Source organism: Streptomyces sp. WAC04114 (genome assembly GCF_019733245.1).
Taxonomy (GTDB): domain Bacteria; phylum Actinomycetota; class Actinomycetes; order Streptomycetales; family Streptomycetaceae; genus Streptomyces; species Streptomyces massasporeus_A.
Genome location: NZ_JAIGQA010000129.1, coordinates 1 through 24,886, shown reverse-complemented (window position 1 = coordinate 24,886; position 24,886 = coordinate 1). Strand labels below are relative to the sequence as shown.

At 71.9% G+C, this 24,886-nt stretch carries 18 protein-coding genes, 1 tRNA gene and 1 pseudogene; 17 read left to right on the top strand and 3 right to left on the bottom strand.

The window, feature by feature from the left end; translation table 11 throughout:
* Positions 1-927: 927 nt before the first annotated feature.
* From K4G64_RS27420 to K4G64_RS27395, 6 genes are all read left to right on the top strand, one after another.
* Positions 928-1,521 (top strand): ABATE domain-containing protein, encoded by a 594-nt coding sequence (locus K4G64_RS27420; protein WP_221758663.1) that lies wholly within the window; start codon positions 928-930, stop codon positions 1,519-1,521.
* 351 nt (positions 1,522-1,872) lie between these two features.
* Positions 1,873-2,394, top strand: coding sequence for a sigma-70 family RNA polymerase sigma factor (locus K4G64_RS27415; protein WP_010039908.1), 522 nt, complete (start codon positions 1,873-1,875; stop codon positions 2,392-2,394).
* A gap of 47 nt (positions 2,395-2,441) precedes the next feature.
* Positions 2,442-3,224, top strand: a complete 783-nt coding sequence (locus tag K4G64_RS27410) for a zf-HC2 domain-containing protein (RefSeq protein ID WP_308122507.1) — start codon at positions 2,442-2,444, stop codon at positions 3,222-3,224.
* A gap of 230 nt (positions 3,225-3,454) precedes the next feature.
* On the top strand, positions 3,455-5,752 hold the full coding sequence (locus K4G64_RS27405) for a UvrD-helicase domain-containing protein (RefSeq protein WP_221758662.1): 2,298 nt from the start codon (positions 3,455-3,457) through the stop codon (positions 5,750-5,752).
* A 331-nt stretch (positions 5,753-6,083) separates the two neighbouring features.
* Positions 6,084-7,517 carry an NAD-dependent malic enzyme gene (locus K4G64_RS27400; protein WP_221758661.1) on the top strand — a complete coding sequence of 478 codons (1,434 nt, stop codon included), beginning with the start codon at positions 6,084-6,086 and terminating at the stop codon, positions 7,515-7,517.
* A gap of 341 nt (positions 7,518-7,858) precedes the next feature.
* The gene (locus K4G64_RS27395; protein WP_003950507.1) at positions 7,859-8,140 is read left to right on the top strand and encodes an HU family DNA-binding protein; all 282 of its coding nucleotides are present in this window, start codon (positions 7,859-7,861) and stop codon (positions 8,138-8,140) included.
* A gap of 154 nt (positions 8,141-8,294) precedes the next feature.
* On the opposite strand, the gene murA is transcribed toward K4G64_RS27395, so the two are convergent.
* The gene (gene murA / locus K4G64_RS27390) at positions 8,295-9,635 is read right to left on the bottom strand and encodes a UDP-N-acetylglucosamine 1-carboxyvinyltransferase (RefSeq protein ID WP_189588613.1); all 1,341 of its coding nucleotides are present in this window, start codon (positions 9,633-9,635) and stop codon (positions 8,295-8,297) included.
* Positions 9,636-9,888: 253 nt separating this feature from the next.
* Between murA and K4G64_RS27385 the strand changes: the two genes are divergently transcribed.
* From K4G64_RS27385 to K4G64_RS27340, 10 genes are all read left to right on the top strand, one after another.
* Complete coding sequence (locus K4G64_RS27385; protein ID WP_221758665.1) at positions 9,889-10,461, top strand: YqgE/AlgH family protein; 573 nt, start codon at positions 9,889-9,891, stop codon at positions 10,459-10,461.
* Positions 10,462-10,490: 29 nt separating this feature from the next.
* The gene (locus tag K4G64_RS27380; RefSeq protein ID WP_003990595.1) at positions 10,491-10,772 is read left to right on the top strand and encodes a DUF3039 domain-containing protein; all 282 of its coding nucleotides are present in this window, start codon (positions 10,491-10,493) and stop codon (positions 10,770-10,772) included.
* Between the two features lie 210 nt (positions 10,773-10,982).
* Complete coding sequence (locus K4G64_RS27375) at positions 10,983-12,281, top strand: extracellular solute-binding protein (protein WP_221758660.1); 1,299 nt, start codon at positions 10,983-10,985, stop codon at positions 12,279-12,281.
* A 5-nt stretch (positions 12,282-12,286) separates the two neighbouring features.
* Positions 12,287-13,285: a carbohydrate ABC transporter permease gene (locus K4G64_RS27370; protein WP_260461058.1), complete on the top strand. Its 999-nt coding sequence runs from the start codon at positions 12,287-12,289 to the stop codon at positions 13,283-13,285.
* The gene (locus tag K4G64_RS27365; RefSeq protein WP_221758659.1) at positions 13,282-14,127 is read left to right on the top strand and encodes a carbohydrate ABC transporter permease; all 846 of its coding nucleotides are present in this window, start codon (positions 13,282-13,284) and stop codon (positions 14,125-14,127) included. The genes K4G64_RS27370 and K4G64_RS27365 overlap by 4 nt, the downstream gene beginning before the upstream one ends.
* Position 14,128: 1 nt before the next feature.
* Positions 14,129-15,751 carry a beta-N-acetylhexosaminidase gene (locus tag K4G64_RS27360; protein WP_221758658.1) on the top strand — a complete coding sequence of 541 codons (1,623 nt, stop codon included), beginning with the start codon at positions 14,129-14,131 and terminating at the stop codon, positions 15,749-15,751.
* Between the two features lie 259 nt (positions 15,752-16,010).
* Positions 16,011-16,904, top strand: a complete 894-nt coding sequence (locus K4G64_RS27355; RefSeq protein ID WP_097216932.1) for a xanthine dehydrogenase family protein subunit M — start codon at positions 16,011-16,013, stop codon at positions 16,902-16,904.
* Positions 16,901-19,216: a 2Fe-2S iron-sulfur cluster-binding protein gene (locus tag K4G64_RS27350; RefSeq protein ID WP_221758657.1), complete on the top strand. Its 2,316-nt coding sequence runs from the start codon at positions 16,901-16,903 to the stop codon at positions 19,214-19,216. Before K4G64_RS27355 ends, K4G64_RS27350 begins: the two co-directional genes overlap by 4 nt.
* Positions 19,213-21,531 carry a molybdopterin cofactor-binding domain-containing protein gene (locus tag K4G64_RS27345; RefSeq protein WP_221758656.1) on the top strand — a complete coding sequence of 773 codons (2,319 nt, stop codon included), beginning with the start codon at positions 19,213-19,215 and terminating at the stop codon, positions 21,529-21,531. Before K4G64_RS27350 ends, K4G64_RS27345 begins: the two co-directional genes overlap by 4 nt.
* A 270-nt stretch (positions 21,532-21,801) precedes the next feature.
* A complete protein-coding gene (locus K4G64_RS27340; protein WP_221758655.1) occupies positions 21,802-22,968 on the top strand; it encodes an SUKH-4 family immunity protein in 1,167 nt (388 codons plus the stop codon).
* Between the two features lie 11 nt (positions 22,969-22,979).
* On the opposite strand, the gene K4G64_RS27335 is transcribed toward K4G64_RS27340, so the two are convergent.
* Positions 22,980-24,200: a hypothetical protein gene (locus K4G64_RS27335; protein WP_221758654.1), complete on the bottom strand. Its 1,221-nt coding sequence runs from the start codon at positions 24,198-24,200 to the stop codon at positions 22,980-22,982.
* Between the two features lie 276 nt (positions 24,201-24,476).
* Positions 24,477-24,551, bottom strand: a tRNA-Cys gene (locus K4G64_RS27330).
* A 154-nt stretch (positions 24,552-24,705) separates the two neighbouring features.
* On the opposite strand from K4G64_RS27330, the pseudogene K4G64_RS40520 reads away from it, so the two are divergent.
* Positions 24,706-24,886 (top strand): annotated as a pseudogene (locus K4G64_RS40520) (MFS transporter); the annotation flags it as partial.

Here is a 24,886-nt window from a genome sequence, read left to right as displayed (position 1 = left end):
GCCCGGAGGTCCGACTGGGGGGCCGTGCCGGTGGGCGGGGCGCCTGGTGGCGGTCCGGCCACTGGGGATGCCTCGCGGGGGTGATGTCCGACGGGTGCCCGGGCGCCGGACGGTGCCGACGTGGGTGGGGTGTTGTACGGGTGTCGAGTCGACGGCTGCGTGACCTCGTGGGTCGGTGCGGCGGGCCTGGCAGCCGGCGTGTGGCTCGTGGCCCGAGCGGGGCGCCGTGCGGGTCCTGCGCCGGGGACGGCTTCGCCGGAGGGTGTTCGACGAGAGCCCGGCCGCCGGAACGGTCGCCGCCCACGTGGGATGCCCCCGGGACCCCCACCGGCGCGTGACCTCGTGGGACGCCTGCCGGGCGGGACCGGCCGTGGGACCAACCCTGGCTCCTGCCGCCGCCGAGGAAGGCCCTCGCGGGCCCCGGCTGTCGTGGGCTCCCCGGCCCTCGCGGGCCCCCAGCCGGGGGTGGAGTGGTCTTCGCGGGGCCCTGGCTCGGGTGGAGTGGTCTTCGCGCAGCCCTGGCTCGGCTGAGTGGTCCCCGTGAACCCTGGCCCTGCCGGAACGGCCCTCGCGGAGCCCCGGCCCGGCCGGACCGGTCCCCGTGAACCCCCGGCCCCTGCCGGAACGGCCCTCCTAGCCCCGGCCCGGCCGGAACGGCCCCCGCGAACCTCCGGACCGGGCAGGACGCCCTGCGTGGATCCCCATCCGCACCCCCGCCCCGCTCCACACATGGCCGGACCGGATGCCCGGACCGGATGGCCCGTGCCCGATTCCGGTGCGGTCGGGTGTGCGCGAGGGGTTTTCGGCGTCGTGGCGGGCAGGCACTGTAAGAGGGAGCGGCTTACCGGCCCTCTCGTCGGTGTCCCACGCGACGCGTCTCACCGAAGCCCTCGCGACCGGGGTGAACCCCTAGGCGGTGACAGGCACATGGCACTGGGTACGGCCACGGGCCCCTACGAGCTGCGGTTCGACGCAGGGCGGATCTGTCTGGACCTGCTCTCCACCACGCACCCGGAGGAACGGCTCGACTCCGTGGACGTGCTGCGCGCCTGGATCACCGGCTCCGGACTGGTCCCGGCGGACACCGCCCTGGCCCACGCCGACACCGGCTGGCTGCCGGCCTTCCGTGAACTGCGCGCCCAGGTCGAACGGTTGGTTCGCTGCCGGCCGAGACCGGGCGTCGCGACGTACGACCTAGCCCTCGCCCGCGTCAACGACCTGGCCCGCACCGCACCCCCGGCCCCGCGCGCGGTCCGCGGCGAAGACGGCCAGCTGCTGCGGCGGTTGGACGGCCCGCCCGGCTGCCCCGCCCTGCTCGCCGCCGTCGCCCGGGACGCCGTGGACCTGCTGACCGACCCCGTCGCCCGCGCGGCCCTGCGCCAGTGCGAGGGGGACAACTGCCCCATCGTGTACCTCGACACGTCCCGGGGACGCAGGAGGCGCTGGTGCTCCAGTGAGGTCTGCGGGAACCGCGAACGCGTCGCCCGGCACCGCCGCCGCGCGGCACTCGCCCGTGCGTAAACGGAATTGAATGGTCCGTGCACTCAATTCCCTTGTCCTAAATGCGACTTCTGCGACCTCGGCGTCGAAGTGATTTCCATTACATGCCGTTTACCTACGCCACCGTAGGGAAGACCTGGCTTGATCTTGCCGATGTGGCGGATATGTAAAGAACGCGGGGTGGGAATGTGGCTCCATGTCCCGCTCGTCACGTCATCTCGAAGAAATCTGTCGGGTCTCTTTGAACGCCCAACCGCTCGCGTCCGTACGGCATGTGGAGCGACCGACTGGGGGAACCCCCGGACATCGGAGGTGGGCGTGCGCAAGGATTCCGTCGTGGCCAATGAACGAGCACCGAGGGCCCGACATCGCATGTCCCAGCCCTCGGAACCCGACGAGGAGCTGATGCGTGCGCTCTATCGCGAACACGCCGGACCCCTGCTTGCGTATGTCCTGCGCCTGGTCGCCGGAGACCGGCAGCGCGCCGAGGACGTCGTACAGGAGACGCTCATCCGTGCCTGGAAGAACGCCGGTCAGCTCAATCGAGCGACCGGATCGGTACGCCCCTGGCTGGTGACGGTCGCCCGGCGCATCGTCATCGACGGCCACCGCAGCCGGCAGGCCCGGCCGCAGGAGGTCGACCCGTCGCCGCTGGAGGTCATCCCCGCGGAGGACGAGATCGACAAGGCGCTGTGGCTGATGACTCTCTCGGACGCACTCGACGACCTGACCCCTGCCCACCGGGAGGTGCTCGTCGAGACGTACTTCAAGGGGCGTACCGTCAATGAGGCGGCCGAGACCCTGGGCATACCCAGCGGAACCGTCCGCTCCAGGGTGTTCTACGCCCTGCGTTCGATGAAGCTGGCACTGGAGGAGCGGGGGGTGACGGCGTGATGAGTGTGTACGGGGGTAATCAGGGATTCGGTACGGGAGGCATGGGTATGTCTGGACCCATGCAGGAATCCCCGGTGCCGAACGAGCACGAGACCGTCGGCGCCTACGCCCTCGGCATCCTCGACGACGCCGAGGCAACCGCTTTCGAGGCCCACCTCGCGACCTGTGAATGGTGCGCCCAGCAGCTCGACGAACTGGCCGGCATGGAGCCGATGCTCGCCGCCCTCGCCGATCTGCCCGGCTCCGGCAGCACGCCCGCGATCGGCGAGTCGCTGTCCGCGAAGCCCCGGCCGCGCCTGGTGGAGAAGCTGGTCGACGAGGTCGCCGACCGCCGCGCCCAGAAGCGCCGCCGCAGCTTCTACATGGTGGCCGCGGCCGGTGCGCTGATCATCGGCGGCCCCTTCGTCGCGGTCGCGACGAACGGCGGCGACGGCGGCAGCGGCACGGAGAACCGCCCCCTCGCGGCGAGCCCCGCCAAGGCGGCCTTCGAGGGCATCTCCGACAAGATCTCGGCCACCGACCCGACCACCAAGGTCACCGCGACGGTCGCCCTCCAGAAGAAGGACTGGGGGACGGGCGTGGTCACCGAGCTGAAGAACGTCAAGGGCCCGCTCAAGTGCGCCCTCGTCGCGGTCGGCAAGAACGGCGAGCGGGAGACCCTGTCCTCCTGGTCCGTCCCGGAGTGGGGCTACGGCCTGCCCGACGCCAAGACCGAGAAGGCCAAGCAGCCGCTGTACGTCCAGGGCGGCGCCGCCTTCGAGCCGAACGAGATCGACCACTTCGAGGTCGTGACCTTCGACGGCAAGCGGCTGGTCGAGGTCGACGCGTAGGGCCTGTTGTTCGGATCAGGCCGCAGGGAACCGACAGGGCTGGTCAATGCAGATGTGCGTGCCAGACCCCGCGTCTGCGGCGTGATCCGAACGACAGGCCCTTAGGACTGTTCGGCCGTACGGCAGGCGCCATTGGGGCAACCCTGCCCGCGCCTGCCGCCGGCCCGTAGCTTCCAGGGGTCCCCTTCGCGTACGGTTGACGGCTGCCCAGCACGTCAGAAGGGGGCCCGGTGGCCGCTCAGGCTCAGAGACAGGTCGCGGTCGGTTCGGTGCACGACTCGGTTCGTGACCGGGAGATCGACGTCGAACAGGAACACCTGGACCGGGTGTACCGGCGCCTCGAGGAGAAGATCCACGAGGCGGAGTTCCTCATGCAGGACGCGGCCCGGCGCGGCCAGGTCGGCACCCCCGGCGCACTCGCCGAGCGGGACGCCCAGGTCTTCCGCGCGGGCATCCACCTCAACCGGCTCAACAACGAGTTCGAGGACTTCCTCTTCGGCCGTATCGACCTGCTGACCGGCAAGGACGGCAAGAAGGGCCCCGACGGGGCGTACACCGCCGTCGAGCCGGCGGAGGGGGCCGTACGCCCCGACAACACCGCCGACATCGCCGAGACCTTGCACATCGGCCGCATCGGCGTCCTCGACCAGGACTACACGCCGCTGGTCATCGACTGGCGGGCCCCGGCCGCCGCCCCCTTCTACCGCTCCACCCCGGTCGACCCCGGCCGTGTCGTCCGGCGCCGTGTCATCCGCTCCAAGGGCCGCCAGGTGCTGGGCGTCGAGGACGACCTGATGCGCCCCGAGCTCACGGCGTACCTCGACGGCGACGAGCTGCCCGCCATCGGCGACGGCGCCCTGATGGCCGCGCTCGGCCAGGCCCGCAGCCACACCATGCGCGACATCGTCGCCTCCATCCAGGCCGAGCAGGACCTGGTCATCCGCGCCCCCGCCGCCTCCGTGACCTACGTCGAGGGCGGCCCGGGCACCGGCAAGACCGCCGTCGCCCTGCACCGCGCCGCCTACCTCCTCTACCAGGACCGGCGCCGCTACGCGGGCGGCATCCTGATCGTCTCGCCCACCCCGCTGCTCGTCGCCTACACCGAGGGCGTGCTGCCCTCCCTCGGCGAGGAGGGCCAGGTCGCCATCCGCGCCATCGGCTCCCTGGTCGAGGGCAGCGAGGCCACCCTCTACGACTCCCCGTCCGTGGCCCGCGCCAAGGGCTCCTCCCGCATGCTCAAGGTGCTGCGGAAGGCCGCCCGCGGCGCCCTGGAGCTGAACGACCCGCCGGCCCGGCTGCGCGTGGTCGCCTTCGGGCGCCGCCTGGAGCTGGAGGCCCGGGAGCTGGACGGCATCCGCCGCTCCGCCCTCGGCGGCACCGCCCCCGTGAACCTGCTGCGCCCGCGCGCCCGCAAGCTCCTCCTGGACGCCCTGTGGGAGCAGTCCGGCGCGGCCGGCCGGCATGCCGACCCCGAACTCGCCGCCGAGCTGCGCTCCTCCTTCGACGAGGACATCACCTCCGAGGACGCCTTCATCGCCTTCCTCGACGCCTGGTGGCCGGAGCTGACCCCGGCGGCCGTCCTGGACGCCATGGCCGACGAACGGCGCCTCGGCCGCTGGGCCCGGCGGATCCTCAACCCCGGCGAGGTCCGCAAGGTCGCCCGCTCGCTCAGGCGCGAGGGCCGCACGGTGCACGACATCGCCCTGCTCGACGAACTCCAGGCCGTCCTGGGCGCCCCGGCCCGCCCCCGCAGGAAGCGCGAACTCGACCCGCTCGACCAGCTCACCGGTCTGGAGGAGCTGATGCCGGTACGCGAGGAGTCGCAGCGCGAGCGCGCCGAACGCCTCGCGCAGGAACGCGTCGAGTACGCCCACGTCATCGTCGACGAGGCCCAGGACCTCACCCCGATGCAGTGGCGCATGGTCGGCCGCCGCGGCCGGCACGCCACCTGGACGGTCGTCGGCGACCCGGCCCAGTCCTCCTGGTCCGACCCGGACGAGGCGGCCCAGGCCCGCGACGAGGCCCTCGGCACCCGCCCCCGCCGCCGCTTCGAACTCACGGTGAACTACCGCAACCCGGCCGAGATCGCCGACCTGGCCTCGAAGGTCCTCGCCCTCGCCATGCCCGGCTCCGTGTCACCGAAGGCGGTCCGCTCCACCGGCGTCGAACCCCGCTTCACCGTCGTGGAGGACACGCTCGGCGCGACCGTCCGCGACGAGGCGGCCCGGCTGCTGGAGCGCGTCGACGGCACCGTCGGTGTGGTCGTCGCCATGCAGCGCCGCGAGGAGGCCCGCCGCTGGCTCGCCGGTCTCGGCGACCGGGTCGTGGCCCTCGGCAGCCTGGAGGCCAAGGGCCTGGAGTACGACGCGACGGTGGTGGTCTCCCCGGCGGAGATCGCCGACGAGTCCCCGGCCGGCCTGCGCGTCCTCTACGTCGCGCTGACCCGGGCCACCCAGCAGCTCACGGTCGTCTCGGCCGACCGGGACGAGCCCGACGCGGCGGGAGTTCCGGACCTGCTCAGGGACTGAGACCCGATACCCACTTACCGGCGAAATGAACTACCGGTACGGGAATGGCCTTACGGGATCTGTTTGTTAGCCTGGATGTGGCACCGGCTCGATCCAAGCCCCCGGGCCCAACCTTCGTCGCTACGAGCGACCACTTGCCGCGAGGCGAGCATGGCGGGTCGGTGCCACCTACTTGAGAAGAGACCCACGTCCACGTGACGTGGGTCTCTTCTTTCTGCCCCATTCCGCGAACAAAACGTTCGCAATTGAGGGCGGCTACCTGCTACTCGGCGGTAGGTGCGACGATCGGACGGCAAAACTCAGCGTCAGGTGAAAGCAGAGGAAGTCGGCCATGGCAACGGCGCCCAGCGTCTCCTACTCGATGACGGTCCGGCTGGAGGTGCCCGCGAGCGGAACCGCCGTCTCGCAGCTCACCACCGCCGTGGAGTCCTCCGGAGGCTCGGTGACCGGCCTCGACGTCACCGCATCCGGTCACGAGAAGCTCCGCATCGACGTCACCATCGCGGCGTCGTCGACCGCGCACGCCGACGAGATCGTCGAGGAACTCCGCGGCATCGAGGGCGTCACGCTGGGCAAGGTCTCGGACCGGACCTTCCTCATGCACCTCGGCGGCAAGATCGAGATGGCGTCCAAGCACCCCATCCGCAACCGTGACGACCTGTCCATGGTCTACACGCCGGGCGTCGCCCGCGTGTGCATGGCGATCGCCGAGAACCCCGAGGACGCCCGCCGCCTCACCATCAAGCGCAACTCCGTTGCGGTCGTGACGGACGGCTCCGCCGTGCTGGGCCTGGGCAACATCGGCCCCAAGGCCGCGCTGCCCGTCATGGAGGGCAAGGCGGCCCTCTTCAAGCGGTTCGCCGGTATCGACGCCTGGCCGATCTGCCTCGACACCCAGGACACCGACGCGATCGTCGAGATCGTCAAGGCGATCGCGCCGGGCTTCGCGGGCATCAACCTCGAGGACATCTCCGCCCCGCGCTGCTTCGAGATCGAGGCCCGGCTGCGCGAGGCCCTCGACATCCCCGTCTTCCACGACGACCAGCACGGCACCGCGATCGTCGTCCTCGCCGCCCTGACCAACGCACTGCGCGTCACCGGCAAGGCGATCGAGAACATCCGCGTCGTCATGTCCGGCGCCGGCGCGGCCGGCACGGCCATCCTGAAGCTGCTGCTCGCCGCAGGCGTCAAGAACGCCGTCGTCGCCGACATCCACGGCGTCGTGCACGCGGACCGCGAGGACCTGGTCGACGCCGCCCCGGACTCGGCGCTGCGCTGGATCGCCGACAACACCAACCCCGAGGGCCTCACCGGCACCCTCAAGGAGGCCGTGCGCGGCGCCGACGTCTTCATCGGCGTCTCCGCCCCGAACGTCCTCGACGGCGACGACGTGGCCGCCATGGCCGACGGCGCCATCGTGTTCGCGCTCGCGAACCCGGACCCGGAGGTCGACCCGGCAATCGCCCGTCAGACCGCGGCCGTTGTCGCGACCGGCCGCTCGGACTTCCCGAACCAGATCAACAACGTGCTGGTCTTCCCGGGTGTCTTCCGCGGTCTGCTGGACGCGCAGTCCCGGACGGTCAACACCGAGATGATGCTGGCCGCCGCGACGGCCCTCGCGGACGTGGTGACCGAGGACGAGCTGAACCCGAACTACATCATCCCCAGCGTCTTCAACGACAAGGTCGCGGGCGCGGTCGCCGGCGCTGTGCGGGAGGCCGCCAAGGCGGTCGGTGCGTCGGCGGGCAGCCCGTCCGGCGTCTGAGACCGAGGCCGTCCGGGCCGCTGCGGGGGCCCGGACGGCGCAGTTTCCCCGGACTGTGAGTAACCCCACGGCAGCCTGGAACCCGGCGCGTCGCAAGAACCCTGTCAGCAGCGGAGCTATCGTGGCGCAAGGCTCAGGCCCTCTTTTCGTGTGACTCCCCAAGGGTGTTCTCACGACTCCTGCGGGTGCCGGATTGGCTTTCCCGCCGCAGGTAGGGGCAGGATGCGTCCCTGGGCGCGAGGGTCTGACGACGGACCCGGGTCCGGGGACTCATCGAGGACCCTGGCAGCATCGGCTTCGATCTGACGCCTCAACGGCAAGATGAACACGGGAGTAACAACATGAACCGCAGTGAGCTGGTGGCCGCGCTGGCCGACCGCGCCGAGGTGACTCGCAAGGACGCCGACGCCGTGCTGGCCGCGTTCGCCGAGGTCGTCGGCGACATCGTCTCCAAGGGCGACGAGAAGGTCACCATCCCCGGCTTCCTGACCTTCGAGCGCACGCACCGTGCCGCTCGCACCGCCCGCAACCCGCAGACCGGCGAGCCCATCCAGATCCCCGCCGGCTACAGCGTGAAGGTCTCCGCGGGCTCGAAGCTCAAGGAAGCGGCCAAGGGCAAGTAAAGCGCGCAAGCGCCGCTCCGGGTCAGCGCCGTCGGCGGCTGCGGGCCCGTTGTGGCTTGTCGCGCAGTTCCCCGCGCCCCTTTGGGGCGCGGCACCGAACGCCGATGGGGCGGTCACCCGAGTCAGGGTGACCGCCCCATCGGCGTTCGGTCGACTAGCCGAGCGCCTTGCCCGGCAGCTCGACCTTCGCGCCCAGCTCCATGAGCTTCTCCATGAAGTTCTCGTAGCCGCGGTTGATGAGGCCGATGCCGTGGACGCGGGACGTGCCCTGGGCCGCCAGGGCCGCGATCAGGTACGAGAAGCCGCCGCGGAGGTCGGGGATGACCAGGTCCGCGCCCTGGAGCTTCGTCGGGCCCGAGACGACCGCCGAGTGCAGGAAGTTGCGCTGGCCGAAGCGGCAGTTCGAGCCGCCCAGGCACTCGCGGTAGAGCTGGATGTGCGCGCCCATCTGGTTCAGCGCGGACGTGAAGCCGAGGCGGGACTCGTAGACCGTCTCGTGGATGATGGACAGGCCCGTGGCCTGCGTCAGGGCGACCACCAGCGGCTGCTGCCAGTCGGTCTGGAAGCCCGGGTGGACGTCCGTCTCCAGCGCGATGGACTTCAGCTGGCCGCCGGGGTGCCAGAAACGGATGCCCTCGTCGTCGATCTCGAAGGCACCGCCCACCTTCCGGTAGGTGTTCAGGAACGTCATCATCGAGCGCTGCTGCGCCCCGCGGACGTAGATGTTGCCCTCGGTCGCCAGGGCCGCCGACGCCCAGGACGCGGCCTCCAGGCGGTCCGGGAGGGCGCGGTGGTTGTAGCCGCCGAGCTGGTCCACACCGGTGATGCGGATCGTCCGGTCGGTGTCCATCGCGATGATCGCGCCCATCTTCTGCAGCACGCAGATGAGGTCCTCGATCTCCGGCTCGACGGCCGCGTTGGACAGCTCCGTGACGCCCTCCGCGAGGACGGCCGTCAGCAGCACCTGCTCGGTGGCGCCGACGGACGGGTACGGCAGCGCGATCTTCGTACCGCGCAGTCGCCGGGGCGCCTCCAGGTACTGGCCGTCCGCCCGCTTCTCGATCTTCGCGCCGAACTGCCGCAGCACCTCGAAGTGGAAGTCGATGGGCCGGCCGCCGATGTCGCAGCCGCCGAGGCCGGGGATGAACGCGTGGCCGAGACGGTGCAGCAGCGGGCCGCAGAACAGGATCGGGATACGGCTCGAACCGGCGTGGGCATCGATGTCAGCGACGTTGGCGCTCTCCACGCGCGTCGGATCCATCACCAGTTCGCCGGGCTCGTCACCCGGACGGACCGTCACGCCGTGCAGCTGCAGCAGACCCCGTACGACCCGAACGTCGCGGATGTCCGGAACATTGCGCAGCCGGCTCGGAGCGCTGCCCAGCAGCGCTGCGACCATGGCCTTCGGTACGAGGTTCTTCGCACCGCGGACACGGATCTCGCCCTCCAGCGGGGTTCCGCCGTGGACAAGCAGGACATCGTCGTTGACGGTCATGAATCTCGCGTTCCATGGAGTCGGGCAGGGGCCAGGAGGGAAAGGGTAATCGCCCACCACCCCCCTTCTGTATGCCTGAGTAAGACCCAGCCACGTCATAGCTCTGTCACAACACGAACCGTTCCGTGCTGGGCACATGGGGTCACGACCGGTTTTGTGCGCAAAGGGACGGTCCGGTGCGCCCTGAGCTGGGTTCCCTGCCTGTCCCGCATTGCCTCCCCACGCGGAGGGAGAATGCGGGATCATGTCTGCCATGACCGAGGTGTCCTCGCTCACAGGGCGGTTGCTCGTGGCCACCCCCGCCCTGGCGGACCCGAACTTCGACCGTGCGGTGGTGCTGCTCCTCGACCACGACGAGGAGGGCTCCCTCGGTGTCGTCCTCAATCGCCCCACCCCGGTGGGCGTGGGCGACATCCTGGAGGGCTGGGGGGATCTCGCCGTGGAACCGGGTGTCGTGTTCCAGGGCGGCCCGGTGTCATTGGACTCCGCCCTCGGGATCGCGGTCGTCCCCGGCGGCGCGACGGGTGAGGCCGCCCCGCTGGGCTGGCGCCGGGTGCACGGCGCGATCGGTCTGGTCGATCTGGAGGCCCCGCCGGAACTGCTGGCCTCCGCACTCGGCTCGCTGCGCATCTTCGCCGGGTATGCCGGATGGGGCCCGGGCCAGCTGGAGGACGAGCTGGTGGACGGCGCGTGGTACGTCGTGGAGTCGGAGCCCGGTGACGTCTCGTCGCCGTCTCCCGAGCGGCTCTGGCGCGAGGTGCTGCGCCGCCAGCGCGGCGAGCTGGCGATGGTGGCGACGTACCCGGACGACCCTTCGCTCAACTGATGGCTGTGAGCTTCAGTACCCTTGGCTCTATGAGCACTCTCGAGCCCGAGCGCGGGACTGGTACGGGGACCCTCGTTGAGCCGACGCCGCAGACCTCGCATGGTGACGGTGACCACGAGCGCTTCGCCCATTACGTCCAGAAGGACAAGATCATGGCGAGCGCCCTCGACGGCACCCCCGTCGTGGCGCTGTGCGGCAAGGTGTGGGTGCCGGGCCGCGACCCGAAGAAGTACCCCGTGTGTCCCATGTGCAAGGAGATCTACGAGTCCATGAGCTCCGGGGACGACGACAAGGGCAAGGGCGACAAGTAAGCCCGACCCGCGGGGCGTGAGGCCTCCAGGGTGCGTTTTGCGCGCCCTGGAGGCTTTTGTGCTGTCCGGGCGTTGCGCAGGGTGCGTCTACCGGTCACAGAGTGGTTGAGACCTCTTGTGGGCGTGTTCATGCAGTCCCTAGCCTCCGAGTGTTGTGCACAGCGAAACCTTCATTGCGCATGTTGCAACACTCCCACGGAGGAGCACTCCATGAACCTGTCCGTCCGTTTTGCCGGGCTCACCGCCCTCGCCGCTCTCCTGGCCACCGCCTGCGCGCCCCAGACCTCCTCGAACTCCTCCTCCGACAAGGACGAGAAGACCGGCACGCTGCGCGTGTGGCTCTTCCAGGAGGTCGGCAACGCCCCCAAGCAGAAGGTCGTCGACTCCGTCGTCGCCGGCTTCGAGAAGGCCCACAAGGGCACCAAGGTCGACGTCGAGTACATCCCGATCGACACCCGCGCCCAGCGCGTCAAGGCCGCCTTCAACGACCCCGCCTCCGCGCCGGACGTGATGGAGTACGGCAACACCGACACGGCCGGTTACGTGAAGGACGGCGGACTCCTCGACGTCACGAAGGAGTTCGGCGAGTGGGGCGAGGCAAAGGACACCGACCCGACGGCGAAGCAGTCGGTGACGGTGGACGGCAAGCTCTACGGCGCCCCCTTCTACGTCGGCGTCCGCGCCCTGTACTACCGCACGGACGTCTTCGAGGAGCTCGGCCTGTCCGTCCCGAGAACGATGGACGAACTCGCCTCCACCGCCCGCGAGATACGCGCCGCCAAACCCGAGCTGTACGGGCTGGTGGTCGGCGGCGCCTACACCTACGGCGCGATGCCGTTCGTGTGGGCCAACGGCGGTGAACTCGCCAACGGCAAGAGCGGCTCGTACGCGTCCGGCATCGACAGCCCCGAGGCCCGCAAGGGCATCAAGGCGTACACGTCCCTCTTCGGCGACGACAACTGCCCGGCCGCCAAGTGCGCGGGCATGGGCGGCAACGACACGATCTCCGCGTTCGCCGCGGGCAAGGCGGGCATGGCGATCGGCGGCGACTTCAGCCACACCGCCGTCGAGACCGGCAAGGTCAAGGGCAAGTACGCCGTCGTCCCGCTGCCGGGTGTGAAGCCCGGCTCGATCGCCCCGGCCTTCGCGGGCGGCAACAACATCGGCGTCCTGAAGAGCACGTCCCACCGCACGCTCGCCGTACAACTGATGGAGCAGCTCGCCTCGAAGAAGACGCAGGGCGAACTCTTCGACGCGATGGGCTTCCTGCCGACCTTCACCGACGTCCGCCAGCAGGTCGCGCGGCAGGAGCCGTTCGTGAAGCCGTTCGTGCGGACCCTCTCCGCCGGGACCAAGTTCGTCCCCGCCTCGCCCGCCTGGGCCCAGATCGACTCCTCCCTCGTCCTGCCGACGATGTTCCAGGAGGTCATCAGCGGCAAGAAGGACGTCGCGAAGGCCTCCGACGACGCCGCGAAGAAGATGAACGACGCGTTCGGCTCCGCCGGGTGAAGCAGATGAGCGACCGCGGTTCCGTGAAAACCCCCGTGGCCGCCCCGGCGCCGACCGTGCCGGCCCCCCGGCCGCCGCGTACGGCCGCCGACGCACGGCGCCGCCGCACCGCACGCGGGGCAGCCCGCCGCACCGGTGGCTGGACGCCCTGGCTGTATCTCGCGCCCGCACTCGTCGTGCTCGGCGGGCTGCTCGTCTACCCGATCTACCAGCTCGGGCTGATCTCCCTCTTCCGGTACACGCAGGCCCAGGTCAGCGGCGGGGAACCGGCCACCTTCGAGGGGTTCGGGAACTACGCCGAACTGTTCGGGGACCCGCAGTTCTGGCAGGTGCTGCTCGCCACCGTGCTGTTCGCGGCGGCCTGCGTCGTCTCCACGCTCGCGGTCGGCTGCGCCCTGGCCGTGCTCCTGACGCGGATTCGGGCCGTACCGCGGCTCGCGCTGATGCTGGCCGCCCTGGGCGCGTGGGCCACCCCGGCCGTCACCGGCTCCACGGTGTGGCTGTTCCTCTTCGACCCCGACTTCGGCCCGGTCAACCGCATGCTGGGCCTCGGCGACCACTCCTGGACCTACGGCCGTCTCAGCGCCTTCTTCCTCGTACTGCTCGAAGTCGTGTGGTGCTCCTTCCCGTTCGTGATGGTGACCGTGTACGCGGGGATCCGCGCCGTACCCGGCGAAGTGCTGGAGGCCGCCTCCCTCGACGGCGCCTCGCAGTGGCGCATCTGGCGTTCCGTCCTCGCCCCGATGCTCCGGCCGATCCTGGTCGTCGTCACCATCCAGTCCGTCATCTGGGACTTCAAGGTCTTCACGCAGATCTACGTCATGACGGGCGGCGGCGGCATCGCCGGCCAGAACCTCGTGCTGAACGTCTACGCCTACCAGCAGGCCTTCGCGTCCTCGCAGTACGGCCTCGGCTCCGCGATCGGCGTCGTGACGCTGCTGATCCTGCTCGCCGTCACGCTGGTCTACCTGCGGCTGCTGCGCCGTCAGGGGGAGGAACTGTGAATCCCGTACGCGTCCGAGTGCGCCGCCCGGGCCGGCTGGCCGCCGAGGCCTCCGCCCTGCTGATCGCGATCGTCGTGGCCTTCCCCCTGTACTGGATGGTGCTCAGCGCCTTCAAACCGGCCGGGGAGATCGAGTCAGGCGAACCCAGGCCGTGGACGCTCGCGCCCTCCCTGGATTCCTTCCAGCGCGTCTTCGGGCAGCAGGAATTCGGCCGCTACTTCCTCAACAGCCTCGTCGTCGCGAGCTGCGTCGTGATCGCCTCCGGGCTGATCGCGTTTCTCGCAGCGACCGCCGTCACACGATTCCGGTTCCGTCTGCGGACCACCCTTCTGATCATGTTTCTGGTGGCCCAGATGGTGCCCGTGGAAGCCCTCACGATCCCCTTGTTCTTCCTCATGCGGGACGCCGGTCAGCTGAACACGCTGGGCTCGCTGATCCTGCCCCACATCGCCTTCTCGCTGCCCTTCGCGATCTGGATGCTGCGGGGGTTCGTGAAAGGCGTTCCGGAGGCACTGGAGGAGGCCGCTTACATCGACGGGGCGAGCCGGGCGCGATTCCTCTGGCAGATCCTTTTCCCCCTCGTCCTGCCGGGTCTCGTGGCCACCAGCGTGTTCTCGTTCATCTCCGCCTGGAACGACTTCCTGTTCGCCAAGTCGTTCATCATCAGCGACACCGCGCAGTCGACGCTGCCGATGGCCCTGCTCGTCTTCTACAAGCCCGACGACCCGGACTGGGGCGGAGTCATGGCCGCCTCCACGGTCATGACGATCCCGGTCCTGGTCTTCTTCGTACTCGTACAGCGGCGCCTGGTCTCCGGACTGGGCGGAGCGGTGAAGGACTGACGTGACCGAACTGATCCCGGCACCCCGCGGAGCCGTCGCCGGTGCCGGCGAGGTGCGGCTGACGCGGCACTCCCGCATCTACGCCGACAGCGCGACGGAAGGCGTCGGCCGCTGGCTGGGCGCGGTCCTGCGGCAGGCCACCGGCCTGCCGCTGCGCGAGGGGCGGGAGCCCGACGACGCCGAGGGCGGCATCCGGCTGCGCCTGGCCCCCGGCCTCGGCCCCGAGGAGTACCGCCTCGTCAGCGACGGCTCCGGCGTCCTCGTCGAGGGCGGCAGCGCGGCCGGTGTCTTCTGGGGCGCCCAGACCCTGCGACAGCTCCTCGGCCCCGACGCGTACCGCAGGGCCCCGCTCGATCGCGACCGCGCCTGGAGCGTGCCGCATCTGACGATCGAGGACGCCCCCCGGTTCCGCTGGCGCGGCCTGATGCTCGACGTCGCGCGGCACTTCATGCCCAAGGAAGGCGTGCTGCGTTACCTCGATCTGATGGCGGCGCACAAACTCAACGTCTTCCACTTCCATCTGACGGACGACCAGGGCTGGCGCATCGAGATCGAGCGGCATCCCCGGCTGACCGAGATCGGCTCCTGGCGCGCCCGTACGAAAACCGGCCACCGTGCCTCGCCGTTGTGGGAGGACAAGCCGCACGGCGGCTACTACACCCGGGACGACATCCGCGAGATCGTCGCCTACGCCGCCGAGCGGCATATCACCGTCGTCCCCGAAATCGACGTGCCGGGCCACTCGCAGGCCGCCATCGCCGCGTACCCGGAACTCGGCAACACCGACGTCATCGACACCACATCCCTCTCCGTCTGGGACACCTGGGGAATCAACCCGAACGTACTCGCCCCCACTGACAACACCCTGCGCTTCTACGAGGGCGTCTTCGAGGAAGTGCTCGAGCTCTTCCCCTCGGAGTTCATCCACGTGGGCGGCGACGAATGCCCCAAGGACCAGTGGCGGCGGTCGGAGACGGCCCAGGCGCGGATCCGGGAACTCGGGCTCGCGGACGAGGACGAGCTGCAGTCCTGGTTCATCAAGCACTTCGACGCGTGGCTCTCCGCGCGCGGGCGCCGGCTCATCGGCTGGGACGAGATCCTGGAGGGCGGGCTCGCCGAGGGCGCCGCCGTCTCCTCCTGGCGCGGCTACGCGGGAGGCGTCGCCGCAGCCCGGGCCGGCCACGACGTCGTCATGTGCCCCGAGCAGCAGGTGTACCTGGACCACCGTCAGGACCCGGGCCCCGAGGAGCCGGTACCGATCGGGTGGGTGCGCACTCTGGAGGACGTCTACCGGTTCGAGCCCGTTCCGCCGGAGTTGACACCCGAGGAGGCGCGGCACGTGCTGGGCACCCAGGCCAACCTGTGGACCGAGGTGATGGAGGACCACGCGCGCGTGGACTATCAGGCCTTCCCCCGCCTCGCGGCCTTCGCGGAGGTCGCCTGGAGCGCCCTGCCCGCCCCGGCGGAACGGGACTTCGCCGGATTCCGGCGTCGTATGGCCGCGCACTACGGACGGCTCGACGCCCTGGGCGTCGCCTACCGGCCTCCCGCCGGCCCCCTGCCCTGGCAGCGGCGCCCCGGGGTACTGGGCCGCCCGATCGACGGCCCGCCGCCCCACCGGTAGCGGTACCCGTCACGACCGAACAGCTCGAACAGGCCACGGAAAAAGCGCACAAGGGTCACCGAAAGTGCCAATCGGCATGCACTGGTGAACCTGTGCGAAAACGGACCATCTCGCCGGTGAGGTGGGCGAATGCCTCCTAGCGGACCCGTGTCTTCGGCTCTCGCCAAGATGTGCCAGAGTTGCCACGTCCGCCCTGTCAGCACGTACCGTACGGCAGCACAGGTGGGACCAGGTGGGGCAGCGGGAAGGGGCAGCCGGTTTGACCACGCACGCACCGCAGGCGGCGCAGGCCGTCACGCTGCCCACGACGCTGGACGAGGCCGTCGCGGCGCTCACCGCCGTGCCCGCCGCCGTACCCGTCGCGGGCGGCACCGACCTGATGGCCGCCGTCAACTCCGGGCAGCTCAGGCCCGCCGCCCTGGTGGGGCTCGGCCGGATCAGCGAGATCCGCGGCTGGCAGTACCTGGACGGTCACGCGCTGCTCGGCGCGGGCCTCACGCACGCGCGCATGGGCCGCCCCGACTTCGCGGCCCTGATCCCGGCGCTCGCCGCCGCCGCACGCGCCGCGGGCCCGCCGCACATCCGCAATGCGGGCACCCTGGGCGGCAACATCGCCTCGGCCGCCCCCACCGGGGACGCCCTGCCGGTGCTGGCCGCCCTGGAGGCGACACTGATCGTCGCGGGCCCGGGCGGAGCCCGCCGGGAGATCCCCGTGTCGCACTTGCTGGCCGGGATGGACATGCTCCGCGCCGGCGAGCTCATCGGCTTCGTGCGCGTGCCGCTGCTGCACGCCCCGCAGGTCTTCCTCAAGGCGACCGGCCGGACCGGCCCGGGGCGCGCCGTGGCGTCCGTGGCCCTGGTCCTGGACCCGGCACGCCGGGGGGTGCGCTGCGCGGTCGGGGCCATAGCGCCGATGCCGCTGCGGCCCCTGGACGCCGAGCAGTGGGTCGCCGGCCTCATCGACTGGGACAACAACCGCGCGCTCGTCCCCGAGGCGCTGAGCGCCTTCGGCGAGTACGTCGCCGCGGCCTGCATCCCCGACGCGGCGCCGGCCGAGGACGGCTCGGTCGCACAGCTTCCGCCCGCCGTACTGCACCTGCGGCGCACCGTCGCCGCGCTGGCCCGACGAGCACTGGGGAGGGCGCTGTCGTGAGCGACGACCAGCACGGAGAGGGCACGCCCCGGGGCGGCAGCCGCTGGGACCCGCTGCCCCAGGGCGAGTACGACGACGGCGCCACCGCCTTCGTCGAACTCCCCGAGGGAGGCGTCGACGCCCTGCTGGCCGCCGACAGCCCCCTGGCCGCGCCCGGACACGGCTACGTACCGCCGCAGATAACGGTCAACCCCGCGACGACCGCAGGCACCGACCCGGCCGCCACGGGCGCGTGGCCGGTGCCGGGCGCGCCGGTCGACGGGGCGCAGTGGCACGACCCGAACGCCGGGCACCGCCAGCACGGCCACGAGCACGGCGCGCACCACCAGCAGGGCCACGACGTGCCCGAGCAGTCCTACGGCGGCACCGACGCGCCCTACGACCCCGGCACGCCCTACGGCCCCGACACGACGGCACCGCCGCACGGCGGCGACGACCGGTTCACGTACAACCCCGGGGCGACCGGGCAGTGGAACTTCGAGGAGACCGCGGCGGCCGCCGAAGGCGCGCCCGGCCATGACGTGACCGGGCAGTGGTCCATCCCCGTCGCCGGGGGCGACCTTCCGGACGAGTCGGGCGAGTTCACCACGTCCTCGCTGGTCGAGCAGTGGGGCGGCACCCGCGGCACCCCTCCGGCCACGCTGCCCGGCGGCGCGCCCGCGCCCTGGGCGACGCAGGCCACGGGCCGGCCGTGGGGGCAGGACCCGCAGGACACGGCGGGGCAGGAGGAGGCCCGGCCGGGCTTCCCCCACGAGCACGGTCACGAGCAGGGTGACGCCGCCGCCGGCACCGGCTATGACCCGGAGTCCGGATACGCCCCGGAGCAGCAGGCCGCCGGGCCGCTGCCGCAGGAGGCGGGCCCGGAGGCCGGGCCCGGGCACCACCAGCAGGACGTTCACGCGCCGGGCGCCCCTGAGGACGCAGGTCACGGGCGCACGCATCAGCCGGGGGAGTTCGGCCACGGGCCTCAGACGCCGGGCGACGGCCCCGCGCCGCAGCCGTCGTCGAGCGCCGCGTACGCGCCGGGGGAGCCCGGGGTGGCCGGTCCCGCCATGGACCCGTCCCGTTTCGCCGACCAGCGCGGCGAGCCGTCCGACTTCGCCGACCACCGTGGCGAGCCGTCCGACTTCGCCGACCACCGTGGCGAGCCTTCCGGCTTCGCCGACCACCGTGGCGAGCCGTCCGACTTCGCCGATCACCGTGGCGAGCCTTCCGGCTTCGCGGAGCGCGGGCCGGAGCGCCCGGACTTCGCCGAGCACGGGCCCGAGGGGGCCGGCCCCGCCGGACACGCGCCCGGGCAGCAGCCGTACGGCGAGGCCCATGACGGGTTCCCCGGGGAGTCCGTGCCCGAGGCGCACCCGGAATCCGCCGCGCCCCGGCAGGGCGCCCAGGACGTCTCACAGGCCGCTCCCGGCCTCGGTGAGGCCGGTGCGCCCTCCGAGTCGCCCGAGGACACTCCAGGGGCCCCGGAGGCCGCCGACGGCCCCTCCGAGCCCGCCGCCGGGCCCCTCCCGGACCGCGCGGACACCGATACCGGCACCGGCCCGGAGACCGTCGACGGCGAGAGCCCGGCCGAGGACCCGGACCAGGACCCGGCCGCCGCGGCCACCCCGTCCGCGGCCGCCCCTCACGACGTACCCCCCGCGGCACCCCAGGAGGAACACCCCCTCGCCTCCTACGTCCTGCGCGTCAACGGCACCGACCGCCCCGTCGGCGACGCGTGGATCGGCGAGTCCCTGCTGTACGTGCTGCGCGAGCGGCTCGGCCTCGCGGGCGCCAAGGACGGCTGCTCGCAGGGCGAGTGCGGCGCGTGCAACGTCCAGGTCGACGGGCGGCTCGTGGCGTCCTGCCTCGTCCCGGCAGTGACCGCCGCCGGCAGCGAGGTCCGTACCGTCGAGGGCCTGGCCGAGGACGGGCAGCCGTCGGACGTGCAGCGGGCGCTCGCGCGCTGCGGCGCCGTCCAGTGCGGCTTCTGCGTCCCGGGCATGGCGATGACCGTGCACGACCTGCTGGAGGGCAATCCGGCGCCCACCGAGCTGGAGACCCGCCAGGCGCTGTGCGGCAACCTGTGCCGCTGCTCCGGCTACCGGGGCGTGGTGGACGCCGTCAAGGACGTCGTCGCCGAACGCGAGGCCCACGGCGCGCCCGCCGACGGCGACTCCGACGAACCCCGCATCCCGCACCAAGCGGGCCCGGGCGCCGGTGGCGTGAACGCATCGGCCTTCGGGGCGCCCCCGGAACCGCACACCCCGCAACCGCACTCCCCACAAGCGCACGACCAGCCCTACGGCCAGGACGGAGGCCCCGCGTGAGCAACGAAGCAGCCACCGCCCGGCCCGCACAGGCCGCGGAGGCCGCCCCCGCCCCAGAACCGCTTCCGCACGGCATCGGCGCCTCGCTCCCGCCCGCCGACGCCCGCGCCAAGACCGAGGGCACCTTCCCGTACGCCGCCGACCTGTGGGCCGAGGGCCTGCTGTGGGCGGCCGTGCTGCGCTCACCGCACCCGCACGCGCGCATCCTGTCCATCGACACCACCCACGCGCGCGAGATGCCCGGCGTCCGCGCCGTCGTCACCCACGAGGACATCCCCGGCCGCCCGTTGCACGGCCGCGGCACGGCCGACCGCCCGGTCTTCGCCTCCGAGGTCGTGCGCCACCACGGTGAGCCCATCGCCGCCGTCGCCGCCGACCACCCCGACACCGCGCGCATGGCGGCCGCCGCCGTCATCGTGGAGTACGAGGTGCTGGACCCGGTCACCGACCCGGAGCAGGCCTTCGAGGCGGAGCCGCTGCACCCCGACGGCAACCTGATCCGGCACATCCCGCTGCGCCACGGCGACCCGGAGGCGGCCGGCGAGATCGTCGTCGAGGGCCTGTACCGCATCGGGCGCCAGGACCCCGCGCCCATCGGCGCCGAGGCCGGCCTCGCCGTGCCGCGCCCGGACGGCGGGGTGGAGCTGTACCTCGCCTCCACCGACCCGCACGCCGACCGCGACGCGGCCGCCGCCGCGTTCGGCCTGGAACCCGAGCGCGTCAAGGTCGTCGTGACCGGCGTCCCCGGCGCCACCGCCGACCGCGAGGACCAGAGCTTCCAGCTCCCGCTCGGTCTGCTCGCGCTGCGCACCGGCTGCCCGGTGAAGCTCACCGCCACGCGCGAGGAGTCCTTCCTCGGCCACGTCCACCGGCACCCGACCCTGCTGCGCTATCGCCACCACGCCGACGGCGAGGGCAGACTCGTCAAGGTCGAGGCGCAGATCCTGCTCGACGCGGGCGCCTACGCCGACACCTCCTCCGAGGCCCTGGCCGCCGCCGTCGCCTTCGCCTGCGGCCCCTACGTCGTCCCGAACGCCTTCATCGAGGGCTGGGCCGTACGCACCAACAACCCCCCGTCCGGGCACGTACGCGGCGAAGGCGCCATGCAGGTCTGCGCCGCCTACGAGGCCCAGATGGACAAGATCGCCAAGAAGCTCGGCCTCGATCCGGCGGAGGTGCGGCTGCGCAACGCGCTGGCGACCGGCGACGTGCTGCCGACCGGCCAGACCGTGACCTGCCCGGCCCCGGTCGCCGAACTGCTCCAGGCCGTACGGGACTTCGAGCTGCCGCCGCTGCCCAAGGACACGCCCGAGGACGAGTGGCTGCTGCCGGGCGGACCCGAGGGCGCGGGCGAACCGGGCGCCGTGCGCCGTGGCGTGGGCTATGGCGTGGGCATGGTGCACATGCTCGGCGCGGAGGGCGCGGACGAGGTCTCCACGGCGACCGTGAAGGTCCACGACGGCGTCGCGACAGTCCTGTGCGCGGCCGTCGAGACGGGCCAGGGCTTCACCACCCTCGCCCGGCAGATCGTCCAGGAGACGCTCGGCATCGACGAGGTGCACGTGGCGCCGGTCGACACCGACCAGCCCCCGGCCGGCGCGGGCTGCCGCGGCCGCCACACCTGGGTCTCGGGCGGCGCGGTGGAGCGCGCGGCGAAGATGGTCCGCACGCAGCTCCTCCAGCCGCTCGCCCACAAGTTCGGCATGTCGACGGAGCTGCTCCAGATCACCGACGGCAAGATCACGTCGTACGACGGGGTCCTCTCCACGACCGTCACCGAGGCGCTGGACGGCAAGGAGCTGTGGGCCACCGCCCAGTGCCGCCCGCATCCGACCGAGCCGCTGAACGAGACCGGCCAGGGCGACGCGTTCGTGGGCATGGCCTTCTGCGCGATCCGCGCGGTGGTGGACGTGGACATCGAGATCGGTTCCGTACGGGTCGTGGAACTGGCCGTCGCCCAGGACGTGGGCCGCGTCCTGAACCCGACCCAGCTCGCCGCCCGGATCGAGGCGGGCGTGACGCAGGGCGTGGGCATCGCCCTCACGGAGAACCTCCGCACGCCGCGTGGCATCGTCCGCCACCCCGACCTGACCGGTTACGCCCTTCCGACCGCCCTCGACGCGCCCGACATCCGCATCGTGCGGCTGGTCGAGGAACGGGACGTGGTCGCCCCCTTCGGGGCCAAGTCCGTCAGCGCGGTGCCGGTGGTGACGTCCCCGGCGGCCGTCGCGTCGGCCGTCCGCGCCGCGACGGGCCGTCCCGTGAACCGCCTCCCGATCCGCCCCCAGGCCGCGGTGGTGACGGAACGGGGCTGAGGCATTCCGCGCGGAAGGTGAGGCAGTCGGGCGGAAGCTGAGGCATTCCGCGCGAAGGCCGAGGCAGTCGGGCCGAAAGGGAACGCGCGGGGGTGCTCCGAGCGTCTTGTGAGGTGACGCGGCTCGGTCGCCGGGCGCGCGTCGCCGGTCCGGGGCGTTGTCAGTGGTGGCGCGTACTGTTCTGGGCAGTGGGGAACGGCTGCCGGGCTTCGCCGGGCGGTCCGCCGTGCTCCGCCAGGGGACGGTGAGCAAGCACATGCGGGGGAGCCCATGAGTACGACCGATACCGGTTCCGCGGTGATCACCCTGACCGAGTCCGAGCTGGACCCGTGGGTGACGCACGCGTCCACGCGGCACTGGCTGACCGGCCCCGGACTGCCCCGCGACAGCGGCGTGCTGAGCTTCGCCGAGCTGAGCCGCGAGGGCCTGCGCACGGTCGCCGACTCGACCGGCGACCCGGACGACCGTCTCTCCGCGGAACTGCGCGAACAGCTTGTGATAGGCGGACTGCTGGGCCCCGCCGGCCTGGAGACGGAGTCGGTCCTGCTGGACGGGGCGACGGGCGAGATCTCCACGACGTACGTCCTGCACGACCGCCCCGACCTGATGGACCGCCGCCCCCTGGCCCCCTCCCTGCGGACGCTGGTCCGCTTCGCGGAAGCCACGGACGAACTGGCCGGCCTGCGCGGCCAGTTCGCCTCCTACGCGGGCCGCTACGGCCCCAAGGCGGTGGCGCAGGCGTCCCAGCACCTGCTGGCGGTGTTCCGCGACGGTGCGGACGGCGAACCGGCCCCGTTCTGGAAGATGGCGGCGCTGATCCGCCCGCTGTCGCTGGTGGCGGGCCGGGGCGGCGCGTCCGGCCTCTCCCTGGACCTCCCGCACCGCCTCCTGGACCAGGAGTTCGGCCCTGGCAGGACGGTCCGCTTCGAGGACGTCGACTTCCCCGCGACCCTCACGCACGAGCCGACCCGGCGCTTCCTGCGCGAGGTGGGCCTGCCGGAGGACGCCCACGTCTTCTGCCTGGACACGGACGTGCCCCTGGCGACGCTCGCCGAGTACCACGCCGACGGCGACGGCCCCGCCGAACTCCCCGCCGGGGCCCACCGGCTGATCCGCCTCGGCCATCTGGTCGAGGACAACAGCCTGGTCATCGACGGCGCGACGGGCGCGGTCCTGAACTGGAGCGAACCCGAGGCGACGCTCTACCCGCTGAACACGGACGTGTCGACCCTCGCCTTCACCCTCTGGCTCCTGCACCGCGAGCGCGCGATCGACGCCCAGTCCTCCCACGAGCTGACGACCGACACCTATGACCAGCTCGCCATGACGATGCTCCAGGTCCTGTCGACGGTGGACCCGACGGGCGTGAGCGCCGGAAGAACGGTCCGCCACTACTGGACGGACGCGTTCCAGGACGAGGCCGGCGGGGTGCTCTGACGGGCCTGCCGTCAGGCGGACTTGGCGGCGCCGCGGCGGCGAACGGCGAGGACCAGACCGCCACCGAGCACCGCGGCGGCGGCCGCGGCACCGGCGAGGAGCGGGGTGCCGTCGGAGCCGGTGGTGGCGAGGTTGCCACCGGTGGTGCTGCCGGTCGTGGTGCCGGTGGAGCCGCCGGGCGTCGTGCCGGCCGAGGCCGAGGCCGACGGGGAGGCCGTGGCGCCCGTGCCGCCGGCGGCCTGGCCCTCGGGGGCGTTGCCGTTCCCGCCGTTGCCGGAGCCGCCGTCGGCGCCGTCCGAGGGGCTCGGCTCGGGCTCGTAGTCGCTCGGCACATCGATGCCGATCACGGCGGTGTTGTTGGCGCGGTTCGTGTCGTACTTCGGCGCGATGTCGTAGACGGACGACGCCTTGATCTCACCCTCGGTGTCCTGCGTGGACTTCTCGATCTTCAGCGTGAAGGTGTACGCCAGCGACTGGCCGGCGTCGAGGGTTCCGTCCTGCGGCCAGCACACGTACTTGGGCTTGCCCGGGGTCCCCTGCGGCCCGCTCGGCCCGTCGATCCCGAACGGCGCGCAGTCCTTCGGCACGCCGATGGCCAGGGTGCCCGGCGGGATCTGCACCAGCAGGCCCGGGAGGTCGTCGCTCTCCTGGTTCTGCACCCAGCCGGGGCCGTCGTTGCGCAGGGTCGCCGTGACCGACTGCTCCCCGCCGGCCAGCGCCTCCATCTCTTCACCCACGGCTACGAGATCGGCGGTGTTGGCCGCGGTCAGGGTGAGCCGTCGGTAGCTGTCGTCGAACCCCTCGCCCGGGGCGTCCCCGGTCACGCTCGTGCCGTACTCGACCGTCTCCATCAGGGCCTTGTCCAGCGCCTTGAACCGCACGGGCGTGGTGACCGAGGCACCGGGCTCGACGACCGTGTCGAGCTCGCAGACCGCCTGCCTGACCTGGTCCTTGACGGTCGAGTAGGTGCAGCCCTTCACCTGCTCGGGGAAGTCAAGACCCCGCGTCAGACGCACCCGGAAGGTGAACCCGTCCGCTGCGGCCGTGCCCTTGTTGGTGAGGGTGACGGACTTGTCGTACACCTCGCCCGGCTTGGGAGCCGCGGACGGCAGCGCCGACACGACCAACTCGGGCCCACCCTCCTCGGCCTGCGCGACGGGCGCGGTGACAGCGGGACCGGCAGCGGCGATCACGGCAGCGGCCAGGACGGCTGCCGAGGGGCGGAGGCGCACGGTGGTTCTCCTCGTGGGGGTTTCCTCGTCGTTCCCCGGAAGGCACGACGACCGGAGCATGGGCTACCGGTCATGTTCTGGACACCCGAGAGGTGCCCGGGGTTGTGCGCGAGCTTCCGAACACGCCGCGAGGGCCTGGCCGACGTGAGGTGACGGCTCCCGGGCCGCAGCAGATCTCCGACCGGACCACCGAATCCCGTGACGGTGCAGACCCGTTACAGCTACGCGTGGGTCATGTTCTGCCCGAACGAGGGTCTCTGCTCGGCGGGCTGACGCTGGAGGCCGTGGCGGGATTCGAACCCACGTAACTCGCTTTGCAGGCGAGCCCCTGAACCACTCGGGCACACGGCCGGGCCGAGTACGAACCAGTCGGCACACGGCCGTGTTTGAACTCGGTGTAGTGACCGTAGGTCGGCGTGGGGTGGGGCTCAAGGGAGGCGCGTGGGCTGCAACGTGACTGCCATACGCCGTTCATGAAGGGGGTGGCCGGGAAGAGGGGTGTACGACCAAGGTGGGGACGGCGATGCCCGTCGCCGCACGGGAACTGGACGGGGTCTCCCTGTACGCGTTCGCGTTCTCCGGGTACTTCACGACCAGTCTGTTCGGGATGGTGCTCTCCGGCCAGTGGTCGGACCGGCGCGGCCCCCTCGGCCCGTTGACGACGGGCATCACCTCCTTCGGCGCCG